The following is an 18,379-nucleotide window of genomic DNA, read 5'->3' on the forward strand; positions in this document are numbered from 1 at the left end:
TGACGAGGTTTACCAGCCCGCCGAAATGACGCCGCTGTACGATGCCGATGTAGTGCAGAATTTCTTCCAGCCGGATGAAGATTAATACGGGATTTCCTTCGGTAAGTGAAGGGAAAATTTCGTAATTATACGGCAGATTTTAACAATAAATTAAAATATCGTGTGGTTTCAGGATCTGGTGGGCTTCCAGGAAATATCGGCGGAGAATGTGCTGGAGAATATTGCGCTGGAAGGCGAGTTTTTGACTTCCGCGATAAACGGCAGAAGCTTGCGCTGTGGAAGGCTGGAAATCCCCACGCTGCAGGAATTGCGTGAGAGGACACCGCTTTCGGATTTCGAAGGGAAGATACAGCTGGAGGAAGTCGTGGGGGATGCGATGGCGCTGCACAAGGATATCGCCAATGAAAACGCGGTATTTCAGGCGGCATCGCAATTTAACCTGCTGGAAATGGCGGGCCCGGGCATCACGCCGGAAGCCGGAGTTGACGGCTACGAAAACGATAAGACTCAGGGGCCTGCCTGCGCCATTGCCTGTGGCGCGGGAACGATTTACCGGAACTACTTCGTGCCGCTGAACGGTAGGATTGGGCAAAGTGCTGATAATCAGATTGATTGCCTGGAGGAAATAGGCAGGATCCTGGGGAATGACGGCGATTCACTTTGGGAGATTCGGAACGGCTACGCGATGTTTTCCGAGGAGGGCTTGGCAACCCTTAATGGACGGCTGGCGGATTTAACAGGTGAGGAACGCGAAAATCTGAAGGCGCAACTGAAGGTGGGCATACAGTGGAATACGGAAGTTACGGCGGCGGAAAGCGGACATACGGTGTCGCAGGTTTACTGTTCGGCATTGCCGGTGGGCTATCATTATTTCGGGGATTCATCGGCATTTGAGGCATTCTCTCGGCTGATATTGGAAGCCGCATACGAGGCCACATTTTATGCAGCGGTGGAAAACTGGCGGCGCGCGAAATCGCCCAAACTTTTCCTGACATTAGTTGGTGGCGGCGTTTTCGGAAACGAAACTTGCTGGATTCTGGATGCCATCAACATCAGCCTTGAAAAATTCCGCGAAGTTCCGCTGGAAGTCAAGGTGGTGAGCTACGGGAGTTTGAATAGTCAGGTAGGGGCGTTCTGCCAAAAGTTTTAAATTTACCAGTCTCAAACTTCAAATCTTAGACTAATTATGTTCCGAAGAATATTTCCCGTGCTGATGATTGCTTTAGTAATTTCCTGTGAATCAAAAAATTCCGGAAAGGTGGAAGATAAGGCGGACAGCCAGAATGCTGAAAGTTTTGAGCTGGTAAAAAAGGTGGAGGCGCTGGATCTATCGGTGGAGGGTGCGCAGATTGCTTTGCTGAGAAATAATGCCTATGCGGACTCGCTGATTAAGGCGGAAATTTACGGAGAAACCGGGCAGTCGGAATATGAGTTTTATTTTAACGGCCAACTAAATCAGGCGAAGGAAAAGCGCTTCCGCTATAGGCAGCACCTGAACGAAAACAGCAATCCGGAGCTGATTCCGGACGGTGAGCAGACGCTGGAAACTTCCAAGGAATCAGCGGAAGAGCTGACCGCACTTTATAAAACCTGCAGAGATAAATTAGGAATTTAAAACCTTAAAATTCAGAACATTACCAGCTCCCCGAGGCACCTCCGCCACCGAAGCTTCCCCCTCCTCCGAAGCCGCCAAAGCCGCCAAAGGAGCCGCCGCCGCGCCCGAAAGAGCCACCGCCAAAACCCCCACCCATAGGCGGATACGGGAAGAAGCCACCGGTAACCACACGCCTGCCGCGCCGCGAAAGAATCACATCGTCACCGCGGCGGTATCCCCTGCCTCCGCCTCCTCCGCCGAACAGTATGCGCAGGATGATGAGAATGATAAACAAGGTAAGGAGGAAGCGCACAAGATCGAAAGCTTCGGGCCCGGGCTGTTTTGCTTTCGGGCTGAATTTCCCCTGCACCGCCTCCATAATCGCGGAAGTCCCCCGATTGATGCCCTCGTAATAATTGCCCTGCCGGAAATGCGGCGTCACGATATAATCGAGAATCTGCCCAGCTACGGATGCCGTGAGGTACTGCTCCACTGCCCTGCCTTGCTGGATGCTCATCGTGCGGTCTTCCGTGGCTATGAGAAACACCACGCCGTTATCCACGCCCTTCTGCCCTATCTGCCATTTCTGCCCGAACATTGTGGCGAGGAAATTCACATCCTCGCCTTTTGTGGAAGGGATGATGATGACCTCGATCTGAGTAGAGGTAGAATCTGCAAAGGCAATAAGCTTTCTGTTCAATGCCTGCCGCTCCTCGGGGCTCAGGATGCCCGCCTCATCGTACACGGGATAGAGGACCGCGGGCTTTTCGGGAATGCGGTACTGAGCAAAGGCACAGAACCCGCTGAAGAAAAAAGATAAAAGTAAAAGGATTTTATGAAAATGTAATCTCATCCGGGAGTTCATTGATATTATTTTCTTCGGAAGGAAAGAATTTCTTCAGTTCCTTGCCGGTCACCAGCACGGCATCCCTGAGGGCAGAGAAATAATTGCCCCGCTGAAACTCTGCCGTAATCTCATCGTGCAGCCGGTCCCAGAAGCTCTGATGCACTTCTCGGTGGATGCCCTCGTCCCCGATGATGGTAAGGTACCGCTGCTCGAAATTCACATGGAAAAGCACGCCGTTGCGCTCTGCGGTTTTGTCCATCCCCAGCCGCTGAAAGGCAGCATAAGCCACTTTGGCATTATCCCTCGGCTCGTCGGTGATTTCGTCTGTGGTGTTGTCTATGTGGATACGGATCTCTCCGGAGGTGTGGCCTTCCGCTACCTGAATAGCCTCCACGAGGGAGGCCATTTCTTCGTCAGATAAATACTCCGTCATAATTATTTAAAAACTTCCGGAGCAGTTTCTGCACCTGCTGCAGCCTTAAAGTACGGCTTCTCCCTTTTATTGGTAAAATTCGCCAGGATGTTGTTTGGGAATGTGCTGATGGTAGTATTATAATCCTGTGCCGCCTCGTTGTAGTACACCGTTTCCGTACGGATGCTGTTTTCAATGGCGGTATATTCCCGCTGGAAGTTGATGTACTGCTGGTCGGCTTTCAGGTTGGGGTACTGCTCTACCACCGCCATCAGCCTGCTGAGGGCTCCCGTGAGCTGCCCCTGCGCCGCCTGAAATCTCGCCATATCCTGCTCAGTCATATTCGTAGGGTCCACGGTCACGGAAGTCGCTCTGGAGCGGGCTTCTATTACATTGGTAAGTGTCTCCTGCTCAAACTGGGAGTAGGATTTGACAGCCCTCTCCAGGTTGGGGATCAGGTTCGCGCGTTTTTGATATACAGTCTCCACATTACTCCATTTGGAGTTTACATTCTGCTCCTTCGTCACGAAAGTATTGTAGCCATTCTTAGCCCACATAAAAAGAATCCCGCCGATTACCAGCAGCGCTATGCCGATGGTGCCCGCGCTCATACAGCCTCTGTTTCTCATAGTATTTTTTATAAAAGATTTGCGAGCGCCAATATACAAATAATGTGCTAAATTTGTTAAAAATTTCAAAAAATTGATAACAGCCGTAGTTGCGATGGGCAAAAACCGAGGGATCGGGTTTCAAAACCGCATGCCCTGGCACCTCCCGAACGACCTGAAGCATTTTAAAAAAATCACCTCCGGGCATCCCGTAATTATGGGGCGAAAGACTTACGAAAGCATCGGGAAGCCGCTGCCCAACCGCACGAATATCGTGCTTTCCTCCCGGGAGGGCTGGTTTGAGGAAGGCATCCTGATTGTGGGAACGATAAAGGAAGCCTTAAAATTTGCAAAAAAGATTGATGAGGATATCTGCATCATAGGCGGCGGGAAAATTTTTGAGCAGACGATGGATTTAACGGACGCACTGGAGGTCACGGTGATAGATGCCGAGCCGGAGGCGGATGTATTTTTCCCTGAAATTGATGAAATTAAGTTCCGCAAAGTTTCGGAAGAATGCCACGCTGCGGATGAGAAGCACGCGTACGGCTACTGCTTCCAGCGTTGGGAAAGAATCAAAGATGAATGATCTCTGCGATTTGAAATATAACGCTTTGCGCTTTTGCGTGAAAACCAAACTTTTAATTATTGCTTTCTATCTTTGCACGAAATCTAACCTATGAACAAAAATATAAAACCGGCCATCGCCGCACTGCTCATTCTGGCGGGGCTTTATATGATGATTTTTACGCGCAGCTTCGGCTGGGGCCTCGTGGTGTTCCTGCTTTCCGCCTTCCCGATCCTGCTATACTTTAAAAACGAATACATCCTGCTGGCTTTCTGGCAACTAAGGAAGCAAAATATGCCGAAAGCCGCCGAGTGGCTGGGCAACATAAAAGATTATAAAAAACAGCTGCACAAATCGCAGTACGGCTATTATCATTACCTCACCGGGCTAACTCTTGCGCAGGATACGCCTGCGAAGGTAGAGCCTTATATGAAAAAGGCTCTGGATTACGGATTGAATTTCAAGCACGACAGGGCTATGGCAACGCTAAACCTCGCAGCCGTGGCAATTTCCAAAGGAAGAAGGCAGGAAGGGCAGCGCCTGCTGGAGGAAGCGAAGAAGCTGGACTCCGCCGGTATGATGACCGATCAAATTAAAATGCTGAGAGACCAGCTGAAAATGCCCACCATGCAGAAGCATATGCACAACCCGCATATGCGCCAGCGCGGGAAATATTACTGATACATTGCCCCATCCCCCTTACAGGTCGGGACTGTTTTTTTCAGGGTTGCTGCGCGATTTTTCGTTTAAATAAAATTTGGGCATCTCCCAATGATTCTTTACCGCCAGGGTGCGTATGGCGACAATCAGGAGGATGGTAAAAACCTGGCTTACCGGATCGGAAATGTTCGTGTACTCCCTTAGCAGCAGGTAGGCGCCGCCCCCCACAAGGCACGCCGTGGCATAGATTTCCTTCCTGAAAATCAGCGGGATGCGGTTTAGCAGCATATCTCGCACCACGCCGCCCACCACGCCTGTTATCATCCCCAGATTCAGGCTGATGATGGGATGCATCCCGGCTATCTGCCCCTTCTGAATACCGATAATGGTGAAAAGCCCGAGCCCGAAGCTATCGAATATAAACATCGGCACCTGGAAATTCTGCTCCACCGATTTAAATATCATTGCAAAAATCGCAGAGAAGAATATTACGGCGCAGATCAGCAGATCGTCCATCCAGAAAACCGGCACGCGCAGCAGCATATCGCGCAGGGTACCGCCGCCTACGGAGGTTACGAAGGCAATGATGAGCACCCCGAAGGGATCCAGCCGCCGCTGCATAGCCGCAAATGCGCCGGACATGGCAAAGGATATTGTGCCAAGAATGATGATAGCCAGGTTGAGCTGATCGTTCACAACCGAGAAAATTAAATTTAAAACTAGACTCTTACCACATTTAAAACTAGACCCTTACTACTTCCGGCACTAGGAGTTCGTATTCTCCGCCGTGGCTGATGATCTCCCGCACGATGCTGCTGCTGATGAAGGATTTGCCGGAGGATGTAAGGAGGAACACGGTCTCCAGCTTTTTATGGGCAAGCGTTCGGTTGGTATGGGCTATTGCTTTCTCAAACTCAAAATCGGCTGGGTTGCGCAGGCCGCGGAGGATGTAGCCGGCATTTTTCTGAAGGCAGTATTCTACCGTGAGATTGTCGAAAGAATCTACCTCAACATTTTTAAAATGCGCTGTGGCTTTCTCAATAAATTCCTTTCGCTTCTCCAGCGGGAACATATATTTTTTCTGGCTGTTCTGCCCTATCGCGATGATCAGCTTGTCAAAAAGTGGCGCGGCGCGCTCTATGATATCTAGATGGCCGAGCGTGATAGGATCAAACGAGCCCGGGAATACGGCAATTTTCATTATTACTTACTGATGGTTTTATGGTACGCTCTCTCTACCTCGTTTCCGCAGAGGTCTTTTATCGAAATGCCGTAGTGGCGCGCCTGCTGTGGCAGTATGGATGCCGGTGAAAAGCCCGGGTTGGTGTTCATCTCCAGCATATATGGTTCTCCGTTTACAAGGATAAACTCGCTGCGGGAAAAGCCGGACATACCCAGCGCTTTGTAGGCACGCCGCGCGGCTTCTTCTACCTTCCGGCGGGCGGCATCATCCAGCCGGGCGGGGGTTATCTCCTGTGAGGCTCCTTCGTATTTCGCTTCATAATCGAAGAACTCATTTTCCGGGACTATTTCCGTAATGCCAAGCACCGTCACCTCCCCCCTGTAATCCACAACGCCTACGGAGACCTCCATACCGTCGAGAAATTCCTCCACGATCACCTCCTCATCCTCCTCAAATGCTCTCTGCAGCGCGGCGGGAATTTCTTCCGCTGTTTTCACTTTTGAAATGCCGAGGGAGGAGCCGCTGCGGTTGGGTTTTACGAAAAGCGGAAGCCCAAGTTTCTCTGTGATTTCCTCCGTCGGAATATCTTCATTTTTTTTTATGTAAATGCTCTCCGCAGATTTTATCCCGTACTTCGCCAGCACGGCGAGGGTGTCTTTTTTGTTAAAAGTGAGGGCGCTCTGGTAGAAGCCGCAGCCCGTGTAGCGCTGGCCTATGGTGTCCCAGTATGCCTGCAGCTCGCCGTTTTCTCCCGGCCTCCCGTGGATGATATTGAAGCAGACATCAAACTTCAGCCGGTATCCGCTCTGCATCTCCACGGAAAAATCTTCACGGCTGACAGGCGCCCTGTTGCCATTATCATCCAGGAAGTACCACTCATCCTGCAGGATCACCACCCTGTACACATTATAAAGCTCGCGGTCGAGGGAATCGTAAATCAGCTGCCCGCTTTTCAGGGAAACCTTGTATTCATCGGAGTAGCCGCCCATTACCACGGCTATATTCTTCTTTGTCATAATGCTGCATCAGCCAGTGGGGCAAATTTAAATATAATTTATTTTAAACCGCCGCTTTTCTCGTGATATTTGTAAGGCTTAGGGCGGCAGGGCATTAACATTATTTTTTATCTTTGCACGAATTATTCCGGCAATATTATGCTCAAATCCCTTTTTAACTGGAGAGTTCTGCTGAATTTCGTGCTTGCACTCGGCGTCTTTGCCGGCCTTGTGTGGCTTACCTTCCGCTGGCTGGATTACCATACGCAGCACGGGAAGGAAGTCCCGGTGCCGAATGTGATGAATATGCCGGTGCAGAATGCCATAAAAACACTGGACGACTCCGGGCTGGATTACGAGGTGGACAGCTTTCAGTTTGATCCCAAATACCGCCCCTACCAGGTGCTGCAGGTGTATCCATCACCCGGCTCGCGCGTAAAGTACGGGAGGAACATCCTGCTAAAAGTAAACCCGAGGACCTGGGCAAAGGTAGTGGTGCCAGATGTACTGAACCGCTACAAAGGCCTCGCCTTCCGCCAGCTGGAGCAGGTGGGGCTGAAGGTGGGCGATACCATCTATGAGCCTAATATCCAGCGGGATGCGGTAATCCGCCTGGAGATGAACGGCACGAATATAAAGCCGGGAACCCAGGTGCCGCGCTTCTCGGTGCTGGATGTGGTGATAGGCACCGGGCCGAAGCGCAATGTGCCAGTGCCGAATGTGGTGGGGATGACGGTAGGCGAGGCGCGGAAAATGATCGCCTCTTATCTTTTCGAGGTGGGGCTCGTAACCTTTGAAGACGGCACCGGAAGCGACAGCGAGATCGTGTACTACCAAGATCCGGCGGTGAATGAGCTGCGCGACCAGGGTATGCAGATCGATATCTGGGCAAGCAAGAAATCGCCCGCGCAGATGAGTGAGGAAATCCGCAAGCTTGACGAAATTTATCGTGTAAAAATCGATACCACGCTGCCGCCCATCCGCTATGAAGAAATCCCCGTGGAGCCCTACCGCCCGCAGCCTTTGCCGATACCTGCCGACAGACCCCGAGCCGAAACTCCTGCGCCGAAACCCGAAAAACCTCCAGTAGAGCAGCCGAGAAGGGAAGAGCCTAAACCTGCCGCGCAGCCGAAGAAGGAAACAAAAGCTTCAACTGCTAATAGGCCTGAACCTGCCGCTGCACAACCTGCTAAAACTGCACCTTCCAAAGCATCTGAAAAGCCTAAGAAGGCGAGCACTGAGGACAAGCCTGCCAACGCAAAACCGGCACCAAAGGCAGAGAATAAACCGCCAGCAGAAGAAAAGCCGAAGGTTCGGAAAGTAATCGTGGAATAAAATAACCGAAAGCCTTAGCGAAATGTTAAGGCTTTTTTCAACAAAAAATGAGCGAAGAATTAGAGCATTTTCCCGAAGAATTTCAGCCGGAAATCCCTTCGAACTACGATGAGAACGATGGACTTTTCGAGCATCTGAACATCGTGGTTGACAAAAACCAGGAGCCTTTGCGGATTGATAAATTCCTACTGATTTTCCGCCAAAATTCTTCCCGGAATAAAATTTCGCAAACCTGCAGGGCCGGCAATGTAAAAGTAAACGGAAAAGCAGTAAAACAAAACTACCGCGTAAAACCGGGCGACGAAATTTCCGTGCTCCTGGCAAGGCCGCCGAGAGAAAATGTCATCATCCCGCAAAACATCCCGCTCAACATCGTTTATGAGGACGATGATTTACTGGTGGTGGACAAGGCTGCAGGTATGGTGGTACATCCCGGTTTCGGAAATTGGGACGGCACCTTGGTAAATGCGCTGGCCTCCCATTTTGAACAAATCGGGCTGGATACGGATTTGGACAGAATCGGGCTGGTGCACCGCATCGATAAAGACACTTCCGGACTGCTGGTGATCGCCAAAAACGAATTTGCGCTGAGCCACCTTGCCAGGCAGTTTTTCGACCGCACAACGCAGCGGCTGTACTGGGCGTTTGCCTGGGGTAATCTGGAAAACGACGAGGGGACGATAACCGGCCATATTGGCAGAAGCGAAAAAAACCGAATGCAGATGGCAGTGTATGAGGACGGCAGCCACGGAAAGCACGCCGTGACGCATTACCGCGTTCTGGAAAGATTCCGCTATATGACCTGGGTGGAATGCAAACTGGAAACCGGCAGAACGCATCAGATCCGTGCGCATTTCCGGCACATTGGCCACACGCTTTTCAACGATGAGAGGTATGAAGGGAATGTGGCTTTGCGCGGGCAGAACCTGCCGAAATACAGGCAGTTCATCAGCAATGTTTTTGAAATCTTGCCACGCCACGCACTGCACGCCCACAGCCTTGGCTTCACACATCCTGTGACTGGGCGGCCGATGTACTTCGAGAGCCCGATGCCAGTAGATATGCAGCGTGCCGTGGAAAAATGGCGAAATTATCTGGCGAATAATTTATAATGATCTACATCCACATCCCCTTCTGCAGGCAGAAGTGTAGCTACTGCAACTTCCACTTCTCGGTCAATCAAAACCTGAGGGGGGAAATGGTAGCGGCTTTGCGCAGGGAAATCACGATGCGCCTTAACGAGCTTTCAGAAAAAACGCTGCAAAGCCTCTACTTCGGCGGCGGCACGCCTTCTCTTCTGAGCATTTATGAGTTGGAGGAAATTTTCAACGAAATCCAAAAATATTATAGTTTTTCTGAGAATATCGAAATCACTTTGGAAGCCAATCCTGATGATTTAAGCCGGGAATTTTTGCTCGAATTAAAATCTTTAGGGATAAATCGCCTATCCATTGGAACGCAAAGTTTTTATGATGAGGATTTGAAGCTGATGAACAGGGCGCATAATTCCACCGAAGCAGAAACTTCAATAAAATTGGCGCAAGATGTTGGTTTTGAAAACATTAGCATTGATTTAATCTACGGCTCACCAATTTCCGATTTTAGTATTTGGCAAAAAAATCTGCAAAAAACTGTCGATTTGCAAATTCAGCATATTTCTGCTTATGCGCTTACAATAGAACCGAAAACTGCGCTGGAAAACTGGATTAGCAAAAGGAAAATTCCATCACCAAACGAAAGCTTGCAGAACGAAGAATTTTATTTTATGTCTGCTTTTTTGAAAGAAAACGGATTTGAGCATTACGAAATTTCCAATTTTTCAAAGCCTGAATTTTATTCAAAACACAATATATCTTATTGGCAATCAAAGCCTTATGTAGGAATTGGACCTTCGGCGCATTCGTTTGACGGAAATAAAAAACGAAGCTGGAATATTGCCAATAATGCGATTTATATCAAAGAAATCAGTGAAGGAAAATTGCCATCCGAAAGCGAAACGCTTTCAGAAACTGATGCACTCAATGAATTTCTGATGACTGGTTTGCGAACAAGTTTAGGCGTAAATCTCGAATTATTACATTCTAAATTTTCCAATGATATTATTGAAGAATTAACAAAATCAATCGAAACAAAAATCTTGCGCAATGAACTGGTGATTGAAAACAATTTCCTGAAAATTCCGCAGGAAAAATGGTTTTTTGCGGATGGTATTGCTGCAGATTTATTTATCCTGAATGATTAATAATCGGTTGGGTATTTTTTATTTGGAAAATTTTTGTATTTTTGTTGTAACGATTTATGAGTAAATTCATGGGTTCGGGACCAAACCAATCCCCCCAGGTGTGCTGAAAATAAATTGGAAATAACATCTGTTTGGAGGTGTTATTTTTTTTTATTTCTAATCGATTCAATAAAAATCGTGAAATTTGAGAAAAATAAAATTTTGAGAAAAAAGCAAAATTTTTCACAACTTGATGGAAATCAGCCGATTGGAATTTTCGACAGCGGTGTTGGCGGACTTACAATTGCGAAGGAAATCAAGCGTCTTCTGCCGAACGAAAACCTAATTTATTTCGGCGATACGAAGCATCTGCCTTACGGGGAAAAATCGAAGGAAGCCATCATAAATTATTCCCTACAAATCACGGAATTTCTGCTATCGCAAAATTGTAAATGCATCGTAATTGCCTGTAATTCAGCGACTGCCAATGCTTTGCAGGAAGTGAAAAATTTGGTTGGCGGCAGGGTTCCTGTCATAGATGTCATCAATCCGGTCGCCGAAAAAGTGGCGTACGAACTGCACAGCAATGTAGGCGTAATTGCGACGAAGGCCACCGTAAATTCAGGGCTTTACCGAAAAACAATTCGCCGGCACAATAAATTCATCAAGGTGGAAGAATTGGCAACGCCGCTTTTGGTGCCGGCAATCGAAGAAGGCTTCAAAAATCACGCTGTAACCAACGCCATCATCTATCACTATCTCAGCCAAAATAAATTGAAAAATATTGAAACGCTGATATTGGGCTGCACACATTATCCATTGTTAATCAATGAGATACAGCAATTTTACGGCAATAGAGTTCGCGTGATTGATTCGCCAAACATCGTAGCCAACCATCTGAAAATGGTGTTGGAAAAGCACGAACTTTTGAACGAAAACGAAACGCCGTACTACAAATTTTACCTTTCCGATCTAACGAAAAATTTTGAGAAAATCGCTAAAAGATTTTTCGGGAAAGATATAAGCTTAGAGTTAAAAACGCTCTGAATCACAATTTTCAATTTCGGAATTTTCTTCAGTATTTTTTACGAAAAAGCTAAAACTAAGATTTCCGTATTTCCTCGTTTCCGAAAGATTAGGATGCTCAAATTTCAAACGGCTTTGATGCTCTAAGACAAACAACCCATCATCCTGTAAGTAATTGTTATCCAGCACCATAGCAATTAATTCTTCGTATTTTTTCTCGTCAGTTTCGCTGAAAGGAGGATCCGCAAAAACAATTTCGTACTGCTTTCTGCCCTTATTTTTTTTTAGCCAATCGTACACATCGGCACGCACCACATTGATTTGCAAACGCATATCCAGCTTTGCCGCGATTTCATCAATAAACGCCGTATGTTTCGGATTGATTTCCACCGCTGTAACATCTTCGTTTCCGCGGGAAGCAAACTCAAGCGAAATGGAACCGATGCCCGCGAACAAATCCAGAACTGCCACAGAATCAAGCTCATAGCGATTGTTCAGAATACTGAAAAGTGCTTCCTTTGCAAAATCTGTGGTCGGGCGAACTTCAAAAAATTTCGGCGCGGCAATGCGTTTCGCTTTCCAGCGGCCTGAGACGATTCTGAACATCAGCTTAGCATAAAATTTTTTCCCGAAGAATTTGCAAACACAATATTTACATTTGGTGCAAACTTCTGCAATTCTGTCGTAAATGTCTCATTTTCAGCAACTTCACCATACAAAAAAAACTTCGTTTCGGCAATTTCAAATTTCAGTTTTTTAAGCGTGAACATCACGAAATAAAGAAAATCCACTTCAGAATTGGCATCCAGGTTATTATACAAAATCACGCGGCCTTTATCCAACGCAAAAAACTCACACTGATTGTAGTAAAGATTAACATGAATCTCTTTGCCAGCCTTGGTTTGCAGCGCATTTAAAAATTTTTCGCCGGAAAAATTAAAGTGCGTTCTTGTATTCAGCGATTTAATTTCCCGATAAAAGCCCAGCGGAAAACTGTAATAAAACTGCACCGCATATTTCCGGTTCACAGAAAGCATCAGCTCTTCCCTATCCCTTTGTACATCGGCATTCAGCGCGATTAAATCAAAGCCGGAATCGTGCACTTTGAAACCTGCTGGCATCAGCGTAAAATGATTGATTGCTGAAATCACAGAAATATCGGTAAATTTTTGCGATTTCAATATTTTCGAAAGTTCATTGAAAATCAAATTCTGCGGGCTATTCTCATCAGCGAAAAAAGATTTTTCTTCCAGAATTTTCCGTTGATTGAAAGTGCGGTATTGCAGGCCATCCTTCGTGAAAAGCAGATTCAGCATCATAATCCGGCAAATTTACGGAAAATGCATCAGCTAAATTCTACAATGATGGAAGCAGACTGATGTTTCAGCACGGCATTGTGATGAAAAGTGATGCCAGACATACCTTCAAGTGTCTGAATAACAAGCTGTTGCAGCGTTCCATCACCAATACCGTGAATAATTTCCATTTTCTTTTGGCGGTGCGCTCTGCAAAAATCTATGGCTTCCAGCAGCTTTTCCTTCTGAATGAAAAACCGCTCAAAACTATCGTATTTATCGGGATTTTCCACGAGTTTTTCAAAATGCAAATCAATGGTGAAATGGTTTCTATTGTGCTTTTTAGAAACAGGTTTGGAAATTTCAAATTTCTTCTCAGGCTTTACGCCATCATAAATTCCTGCATTTCGCAACACCAATTTCGATTGCGGAAATTCGTGCGAAAAGCCGTGTTCGTCGATGAATGAAACGAGCTCACCTTTCACCGAAGAAATCTTTCCAGATAAATTCTCATCCAAAACCGAAACACTGTCACCAATTTTCATTATTGACAAAAAATCTTCGTTTATTTTGCGGAAACCTCACCGCGCTTTCCTAATTCAATCACTTCTAAATTCTTCACTTCGCCCGCTTCAATTTCGAAGCGCATCATCGTGCGAACCTTGTGCCAGCCGATGTTTCCGGCAGCACCAGGATTCAAATGCAGCAGCTGATTCTTCTCATCAAAACCCACCTTCAAAATATGCGAGTGCCCGGAAATAAAAAGCTTCGGCTTTCGTTCCGCGATTTCCTTCTTTGCCAGGGGAGAATATTTTTCGGGATAGCCACCGATGTGAATCATCAGCACTTCCAAACCTTCACAATTGAAGCCCAAAACTTCTGGAAACTGCGCACGAACTTCCTGTCCATCGATGTTTCCGAAAGCGCCGCGCAAAGTTTTCAGCTTCTGCAATTCTTCCGCAACGCCAGCGCCAAAATCGCCGCAATGCCATATCTCATCGGCTTCCGCGGCATAATGCAAGATGCGCTCGTCAAGGTAGGAATGCGTGTCCGAAAGCAGCAAAATCTTCTTCAAAATCCTTACTTTTGCAGGGCAAATTTAGTAAATTGCGCTACTTCATCGAGTTTTCTTACAACGGTAAAAATTACTTCGGCTACCAGATTCAGCCGAAGGAGATCAGCGTTCAAGAGGTTTTGGAAAAAGCTTTATCCACGATACTTCGCGAAAAAATCAAAACGACGGGTGCTGGCAGAACGGATACTGGTGTTCACGCCAAAAAGGCTTTTGCGCATTTTGATACGGCGCAAAATCTCGAGGAAAATTTAGCCGATAAGCTCAACAGCTTTCTTCCGCCCGATATTGCAGTGCGAAGAATTTTTCCGGTGAAAGAAAACCTTCACGCAAGATTTGACGCCACTTTCCGAACTTATGAATACCATATTTCACCGGCAAAAAATCCGTTCACGCAAGATTTCGCCTGGCAAATTCCGAAAGGAAATTTAGATTTAACAAAAATGAACGAAGCTTGCGAAATCCTGAAAGAATACGAAGATTTCGAGAGTTTTTCAAAAACAGGTGGAGATAACAAGACCACTTTTTGCAAAATCTATAATGCAGAATGGAAACAGAACGGCAGTGAATTTCTTTTCACGATCTCTGCCGACAGATTTCTTAGAAACATGGTGCGCGCCATAGTGGGAACGATGGTGGAAATCGGCAAGGGAAAACTGCAACCCGCTGATTTACACCAAATTATAGAGGATAAAAACCGCTCATCAGCAGGAAGTTCTGCGCCAGCACACGGACTTTTCCTGGTGGATGTGGGCTACAATTTTGAATAAAAATGGAGCAGCAGAATACCTGGCAGATCATAAGGAGGCTCTTCAGAATCGGGATGAAGTTCCGCAGCTGGTTTATCCTGGCCCTCATCATTTCCGTTCTGCTTTCTGTGGTCTCCACCTACCGCCCGTACCTCACGATGCAGGTGGTGGACAATGACATCACCAATCTTCAGGACAAATCCTTGATGATGAAGCACATAGGCTGGCTCATCGCTCTTGTTTTCGCTGAAACCTTCCTGAATTTCTTCCTTGTTTATTTCTCAAATTTCATCTCCCAGAATGTAATCCGCGACATCCGTGAGAGGCTTTACCAGAAAATAATTTACTTCCGCACCTCTTTTTTTGACAAAACTCCCATCGGGCAATTAGTGACACGCGCTGTGGGCGATGTAGAAACTATAGCGACAGTATACACCGACGGTTTCCTGATGGTATTTGGCGATATTCTGCGCATCGTGTTTGTGCTCATTATGATGTTTCAGACCAACACCCACCTCAGCCTCATCTCCCTGATGATACTGCCGCTAATGGTGCTGATAACCAGAATTTTTCAGAAAAAACTAAAAAAGGCTTTCGGCGATGAGCGCAGCTGGACGGCCATCCAGAACTCCTTCGTGCAGGAGCGGCTGCAGGGTATGCAGATCATACAAGTGTTCAACCGGCAGGAGGCGGAGTTTAAAAAATTTGATGAGATCAACCTTCAGCTCAAGGACGCACTGCTGCGCACCGTATTCATTTTCTCACTATTCTTCCCGGTGGTAGATTTGATTTCGTCCCTATTCATCGGCACCGTGCTTTTTTACGGCGGCTACATCACGATTTCCGCAGGCATCGTCATCGCATTCATCCAGTACATAAACATGCTAATACGGCCGCTGAGACAAATTGCCGACAGATTCAACAATATCCAGCGCGGAATCGTGGGCGCAGAAAGGGTTTTAGGGCTGATGGACCAGGAACTAGCAATGCCGAACGCCGGAACAATCGTGAAGGATGATATTCAGGGAAAGATAGAATTCCGCAATGTTCGTTTTTCTTACGATGAAAAGCAAGAGGTGCTGAAGGGCGTTTCCTTCACAGTAAATCCCGGCGAAACCGTGGCGATTGTAGGTGCTACAGGTGCCGGAAAATCCACCATCATCAGCCTGATAACGCGGCTTTACGACATTAATTCCGGGCAAATCTTGATTGATGATGTGGATGTTCAGGATTACGAACTTTACAATTTGCGAAGCCAAATCGGCGTGGTACTGCAGGATGTTTTCCTGTTTCACGGCAGCATTTTTCAGAACCTATCTTTCGGCGATGAAACCGTGAATTTAGAGCGGATGAAGAAAGCGGCGCAGGAAATTGAAGTGGATGAATTCATCGAGCAGCTTCCCAACGCTTACGATTATGTGGTGAGCGAGCGTGGCTCCTCTATCTCATTGGGACAGAGGCAGTTACTCTCATTTCTCAGGGCCTACCTATCCAACCCTAAAATATTGATTTTGGATGAAGCCACATCTTCCATAGACACGGAAAGCGAAAAACTCATCCAGAAAGCCACGGAAAAAATCACGAAAAACCGCACCTCCATCATCATTGCGCACCGGCTTTCCACGATAGAAAAGGCGGATAAAATCATCGTGATGGACAAGGGCAAAATCGTTGAAGAAGGGCACCACCACGAACTTCTGCAGCAAAACGGCTACTATGCCACGCTGTATCAATCACAGATTAGCGGCAGTGATGAATGATTGGTAATCGGAAATAATTAATCAACTATCACTTATCGATTAAGCCTCACCTATACATAATCCTCATCGCATTTAAGATCGCTAAAAGCGCGACGCCTACATCGGCGAAAACGGCTTCCCACATCGTTGCCAAACCAAAACTGCCGAGAATTAGAACCACCAATTTTACGCCGAAGGCTAGCGAAATATTCTGCCAAACGATGCGCTTCGTTTGCCGCCCGATTTTGATGGCCAATGGAATTTTCAGCGGTTTATCATCCTGAATTACAACATCAGCGGTTTCAATCGTGGCATCGCTTCCAAGGCCACCCATCGCAATGCCCACATCGCTCAGCGCAATCACCGGTGCATCGTTCACGCCATCGCCCACAAAAGCCGCGCTGCCATTTTGCGCCTGTATTTCGCGAACCTTTTCCACCTTGTCTTCCGGCAGAAGTTCGCCGTAGAAATCCGCAATGCCGATGGTTTTCGCTACTTCTTCCACCACGGAAACTTTATCGCCGCTCAGCATCGTGGTTTTTACGCCTATCCTTTGCAGCTCGGCAACTGCAGCTTTGGCATCGGACTTTATTTCGTCCGAAATCGCGATAATTCCGGCGAATTTTCCGGCATAAGCCATAGCAATCACGGTTTGTGCGGCGGAAGAATTTTCAGCATTAAATTCAACATTAAATTTCTCCAAAAGCCTGAAATTTCCGGCGAGAAACTGCGCACCGTTTATCATCGCAGAAATGCCGTGCCCAGGAATTTCCTCCAAATTTTCCACCTTAATCTCTGGATTAATTTCGCCCACAAATTGTTGAACTGCCGTAGCAATGGGGTGTGTAGTCTTGCTTTCCGCTGCGCACAGCATCTGCAGAATTTCCCGCTCATCAAAACCATGGGCAATTTTCACGTCTTGCACCTGAAAAACGCCCTTCGTCATCGTGCCGGTTTTATCCACCACTACATTTCTCACCTTTGCCAAAATATCGAGAAAATTGCCGCCTTTGAACAAAATTCCGTTACGGCTTCCCGCACCAATTCCGCCGAAATAACCGAGCGGAATGGAAATGACCAAAGCGCACGGACACGATATGACAAGGAAAACGAGTGCTCTGTAAAGCCAATCTTTGAACACATAATCGCTGGCGAAAAAGTACGGCAAAAGGCAGATGGCTACTGCCAAAAAAACGACGATAGGTGTGTAGATTTTTGCAAATTTGGAGATGAATAATTCGGTGGGTGCCTTTTGTGAAGAGGCTTCCTGAACGAGTTGTAAAATTCTCGACAGCTTGGAATCTTCATAAGCCGCGGAAATTTCGACAAGTGCCAGATTGTTAAGGTTGATCATCCCGGCAAAAACTGCATCACCCTGAGATTTGGTGTCGGGCAGACTTTCACCCGTTAAAGCTGCCGTATTAAAACTCGCTGATTCTGAGCGCAATACGCCATCCAAAGCTAATTTTTCGCCAGGCTTTAGCTGGATGATTTCGCCGATTTTCGCTTCGGTGGCCTTCAAGATTTTTGGCTGATGATTTTCAATAACCGTCACTTCGTCCGGCCTTTGATCAAGCAGGGATTTGATGTTTTTTCTCGCCCTGTTCACAGCCATCGCCTGAAAATTTTCGCCGACGGAGTAGAACAGCATCACTGCCACAGCTTCTGGAAATTCACCGATTGCAAAAGCACCAATGGTGGCAATCCCCATCAGGAAAAATTCCGAGAAGATATCGCCTTTCGCAATGCCTGCCGCCGCTTCCTTCAGAACCGGAAAACCAACGGGAATGTAAGCCAAAATATATAGCGCCAACCTATACCATCCTGAAAACCAATCATTTACAATCCACTTTTGATCGAGAAAAATGCCGAGCATTAAAAGTAAAAAAGAAATAATGCTTGGCAGAAATAGCTTCCACAAAGGCTGCCCATCCGAATCGTGGGAATGTTCGTGATCATGGGAATGTTCGTGAGAATGCCCGTGCGAACAGGTGCAGGAAGCATCGTGATGATTATGGAGCGCCACAGATTTTTTTGCAAATTTAAGAATATTAGGTACATTTCAATTCCGAACA

The 18,379-nt window shown here is 47.0% G+C and carries 21 protein-coding genes; 10 read left to right on the top strand and 11 right to left on the bottom strand.

Translation table 11 applies throughout. From position 1 onward, the window contains the following. The first annotated feature begins 160 nt into the window (after window positions 1–160). Both BUB43_RS00475 and BUB43_RS00480 read left to right on the top strand, forming a co-directional pair. Window positions 161–1,150: a hypothetical protein gene (locus BUB43_RS00475; RefSeq protein ID WP_143154003.1), complete on the top strand. Its 990-nt coding sequence runs from the start codon at window positions 161–163 to the stop codon at window positions 1,148–1,150. Between the two features lie 36 nt (window positions 1,151–1,186). Next, a complete protein-coding gene (locus tag BUB43_RS00480) occupies window positions 1,187–1,615 on the top strand; it encodes a hypothetical protein (RefSeq protein ID WP_073177288.1) in 429 nt (142 codons plus the stop codon). A gap of 19 nt (window positions 1,616–1,634) precedes the next feature. On the opposite strand, the gene BUB43_RS00485 is transcribed toward BUB43_RS00480, so the two are convergent. From BUB43_RS00485 to BUB43_RS00495, 3 genes are read right to left on the bottom strand one after another with little or no spacing between them, the layout of a single operon-like run. Continuing rightward, complete coding sequence (locus BUB43_RS00485; RefSeq protein WP_073177291.1) at window positions 1,635–2,447, bottom strand: TPM domain-containing protein; 813 nt, start codon at window positions 2,445–2,447, stop codon at window positions 1,635–1,637. Continuing rightward, window positions 2,428–2,877 (bottom strand): TPM domain-containing protein, encoded by a 450-nt coding sequence (locus BUB43_RS00490; protein WP_073177293.1) that lies wholly within the window; start codon window positions 2,875–2,877, stop codon window positions 2,428–2,430. Before BUB43_RS00490 ends, BUB43_RS00485 begins: the two co-directional genes overlap by 20 nt. Further along, on the bottom strand, window positions 2,877–3,482 hold the full coding sequence (locus BUB43_RS00495) for a LemA family protein (protein ID WP_073177951.1): 606 nt from the start codon (window positions 3,480–3,482) through the stop codon (window positions 2,877–2,879). Before BUB43_RS00495 ends, BUB43_RS00490 begins: the two co-directional genes overlap by 1 nt. A 73-nt stretch (window positions 3,483–3,555) precedes the next feature. Between BUB43_RS00495 and BUB43_RS00500 the strand changes: the two genes are divergently transcribed. After that, complete coding sequence (locus tag BUB43_RS00500) at window positions 3,556–4,050, top strand: dihydrofolate reductase (RefSeq protein ID WP_073177295.1); 495 nt, start codon at window positions 3,556–3,558, stop codon at window positions 4,048–4,050. 90 nt (window positions 4,051–4,140) lie between these two features. After that, window positions 4,141–4,710, top strand: a complete 570-nt coding sequence (locus tag BUB43_RS00505) for a hypothetical protein (protein ID WP_073177297.1) — start codon at window positions 4,141–4,143, stop codon at window positions 4,708–4,710. Window positions 4,711–4,728: 18 nt separating this feature from the next. On the opposite strand, the gene BUB43_RS00510 is transcribed toward BUB43_RS00505, so the two are convergent. The 3 genes from BUB43_RS00510 to BUB43_RS00520 are packed head-to-tail and all read right to left on the bottom strand — an operon-like array spanning window position 4,729 to window position 6,888. Beyond that, window positions 4,729–5,385: a trimeric intracellular cation channel family protein gene (locus BUB43_RS00510; protein WP_073177300.1), complete on the bottom strand. Its 657-nt coding sequence runs from the start codon at window positions 5,383–5,385 to the stop codon at window positions 4,729–4,731. Between the two features lie 46 nt (window positions 5,386–5,431). Then, a complete protein-coding gene (gene coaD / locus BUB43_RS00515) occupies window positions 5,432–5,890 on the bottom strand; it encodes a pantetheine-phosphate adenylyltransferase (protein ID WP_073177303.1) in 459 nt (152 codons plus the stop codon). Window positions 5,891–5,892: 2 nt separating this feature from the next. Beyond that, window positions 5,893–6,888: a D-alanine--D-alanine ligase gene (locus BUB43_RS00520; RefSeq protein ID WP_073177305.1), complete on the bottom strand. Its 996-nt coding sequence runs from the start codon at window positions 6,886–6,888 to the stop codon at window positions 5,893–5,895. Window positions 6,889–7,026: 138 nt separating this feature from the next. On the opposite strand from BUB43_RS00520, the gene BUB43_RS00525 reads away from it, so the two are divergent. The 4 genes from BUB43_RS00525 (at window position 7,027) to murI (ending at window position 11,470) form a co-directional block, all read left to right on the top strand. Then, window positions 7,027–8,202 carry a PASTA domain-containing protein gene (locus BUB43_RS00525; protein WP_073177308.1) on the top strand — a complete coding sequence of 392 codons (1,176 nt, stop codon included), beginning with the start codon at window positions 7,027–7,029 and terminating at the stop codon, window positions 8,200–8,202. A 47-nt stretch (window positions 8,203–8,249) separates the two neighbouring features. Next, entirely contained in the window at window positions 8,250–9,314 is a 1,065-nt protein-coding gene (locus tag BUB43_RS00530; protein ID WP_073177311.1) for an RluA family pseudouridine synthase, read from the top strand. Continuing rightward, window positions 9,314–10,444, top strand: coding sequence for a radical SAM family heme chaperone HemW (hemW, locus tag BUB43_RS00535; RefSeq protein ID WP_073177314.1), 1,131 nt, complete (start codon window positions 9,314–9,316; stop codon window positions 10,442–10,444). The genes BUB43_RS00530 and hemW overlap by 1 nt, the downstream gene beginning before the upstream one ends. 198 nt (window positions 10,445–10,642) lie before the next feature. After that, window positions 10,643–11,470 carry a glutamate racemase gene (murI, locus tag BUB43_RS00540; RefSeq protein WP_073177953.1) on the top strand — a complete coding sequence of 276 codons (828 nt, stop codon included), beginning with the start codon at window positions 10,643–10,645 and terminating at the stop codon, window positions 11,468–11,470. Here murI and BUB43_RS00545 read toward each other — a convergent pair. From BUB43_RS00545 to BUB43_RS00560, 4 genes are read right to left on the bottom strand one after another with little or no spacing between them, the layout of a single operon-like run. Next, the gene (locus BUB43_RS00545) at window positions 11,456–12,055 is read right to left on the bottom strand and encodes an RsmD family RNA methyltransferase (protein ID WP_073177317.1); all 600 of its coding nucleotides are present in this window, start codon (window positions 12,053–12,055) and stop codon (window positions 11,456–11,458) included. The genes murI and BUB43_RS00545 overlap by 15 nt on opposite strands. Then, entirely contained in the window at window positions 12,055–12,771 is a 717-nt protein-coding gene (locus tag BUB43_RS00550) for a DUF3822 family protein (protein ID WP_073177319.1), read from the bottom strand. The genes BUB43_RS00545 and BUB43_RS00550 overlap by 1 nt, the downstream gene beginning before the upstream one ends. Before the next feature lie 23 nt (window positions 12,772–12,794). Beyond that, on the bottom strand, window positions 12,795–13,289 hold the full coding sequence (locus BUB43_RS00555) for a Smr/MutS family protein (RefSeq protein ID WP_073177321.1): 495 nt from the start codon (window positions 13,287–13,289) through the stop codon (window positions 12,795–12,797). A gap of 20 nt (window positions 13,290–13,309) precedes the next feature. After that, complete coding sequence (locus tag BUB43_RS00560) at window positions 13,310–13,819, bottom strand: metallophosphoesterase family protein (RefSeq protein ID WP_073177324.1); 510 nt, start codon at window positions 13,817–13,819, stop codon at window positions 13,310–13,312. A 32-nt stretch (window positions 13,820–13,851) separates the two neighbouring features. Between BUB43_RS00560 and truA the strand changes: the two genes are divergently transcribed. Both truA and BUB43_RS00570 read left to right on the top strand, forming a co-directional pair. Then, window positions 13,852–14,586, top strand: coding sequence for a tRNA pseudouridine(38-40) synthase TruA (gene truA, locus BUB43_RS00565; RefSeq protein WP_073177326.1), 735 nt, complete (start codon window positions 13,852–13,854; stop codon window positions 14,584–14,586). Window positions 14,587–14,588: 2 nt separating this feature from the next. After that, window positions 14,589–16,325 carry an ABC transporter ATP-binding protein gene (locus BUB43_RS00570; RefSeq protein ID WP_073177329.1) on the top strand — a complete coding sequence of 579 codons (1,737 nt, stop codon included), beginning with the start codon at window positions 14,589–14,591 and terminating at the stop codon, window positions 16,323–16,325. Window positions 16,326–16,371: 46 nt separating this feature from the next. Here BUB43_RS00570 and BUB43_RS00575 read toward each other — a convergent pair whose 3' ends face one another. Then, window positions 16,372–18,330 (bottom strand): heavy metal translocating P-type ATPase, encoded by a 1,959-nt coding sequence (locus BUB43_RS00575; protein WP_073177332.1) that lies wholly within the window; start codon window positions 18,328–18,330, stop codon window positions 16,372–16,374. Window positions 18,331–18,379 lie beyond the last annotated feature (49 nt).

It is taken from the genome of Cruoricaptor ignavus (genome assembly GCF_900141665.1).
Taxonomy (GTDB): domain Bacteria; phylum Bacteroidota; class Bacteroidia; order Flavobacteriales; family Weeksellaceae; genus Cruoricaptor; species Cruoricaptor ignavus.

Coding starts and splice junctions, on each gene's coding strand:
- BUB43_RS00530 (WP_073177311.1), top strand. CDS start 8,250: ATGAGCGAAGAATTAGAGCATTTTCCCGAAGAATTTCAGCCGGAAATC.
- BUB43_RS00485 (WP_073177291.1), bottom strand. CDS start 2,447: ATGAGATTACATTTTCATAAAATCCTTTTACTTTTATCTTTTTTCTTC.
- BUB43_RS00525 (WP_073177308.1), top strand. CDS start 7,027: ATGCTCAAATCCCTTTTTAACTGGAGAGTTCTGCTGAATTTCGTGCTT.
- BUB43_RS00505 (WP_073177297.1), top strand. CDS start 4,141: ATGAACAAAAATATAAAACCGGCCATCGCCGCACTGCTCATTCTGGCG.
- BUB43_RS00520 (WP_073177305.1), bottom strand. CDS start 6,888: ATGACAAAGAAGAATATAGCCGTGGTAATGGGCGGCTACTCCGATGAA.
- BUB43_RS00555 (WP_073177321.1), bottom strand. CDS start 13,289: ATGAAAATTGGTGACAGTGTTTCGGTTTTGGATGAGAATTTATCTGGA.
- coaD (WP_073177303.1), bottom strand. CDS start 5,890: ATGAAAATTGCCGTATTCCCGGGCTCGTTTGATCCTATCACGCTCGGC.
- BUB43_RS00480 (WP_073177288.1), top strand. CDS start 1,187: ATGTTCCGAAGAATATTTCCCGTGCTGATGATTGCTTTAGTAATTTCC.
- hemW (WP_073177314.1), top strand. CDS start 9,314: ATGATCTACATCCACATCCCCTTCTGCAGGCAGAAGTGTAGCTACTGC.
- BUB43_RS00545 (WP_073177317.1), bottom strand. CDS start 12,055: ATGTTCAGAATCGTCTCAGGCCGCTGGAAAGCGAAACGCATTGCCGCG.
- BUB43_RS00495 (WP_073177951.1), bottom strand. CDS start 3,482: ATGAGAAACAGAGGCTGTATGAGCGCGGGCACCATCGGCATAGCGCTG.
- BUB43_RS00570 (WP_073177329.1), top strand. CDS start 14,589: ATGGAGCAGCAGAATACCTGGCAGATCATAAGGAGGCTCTTCAGAATC.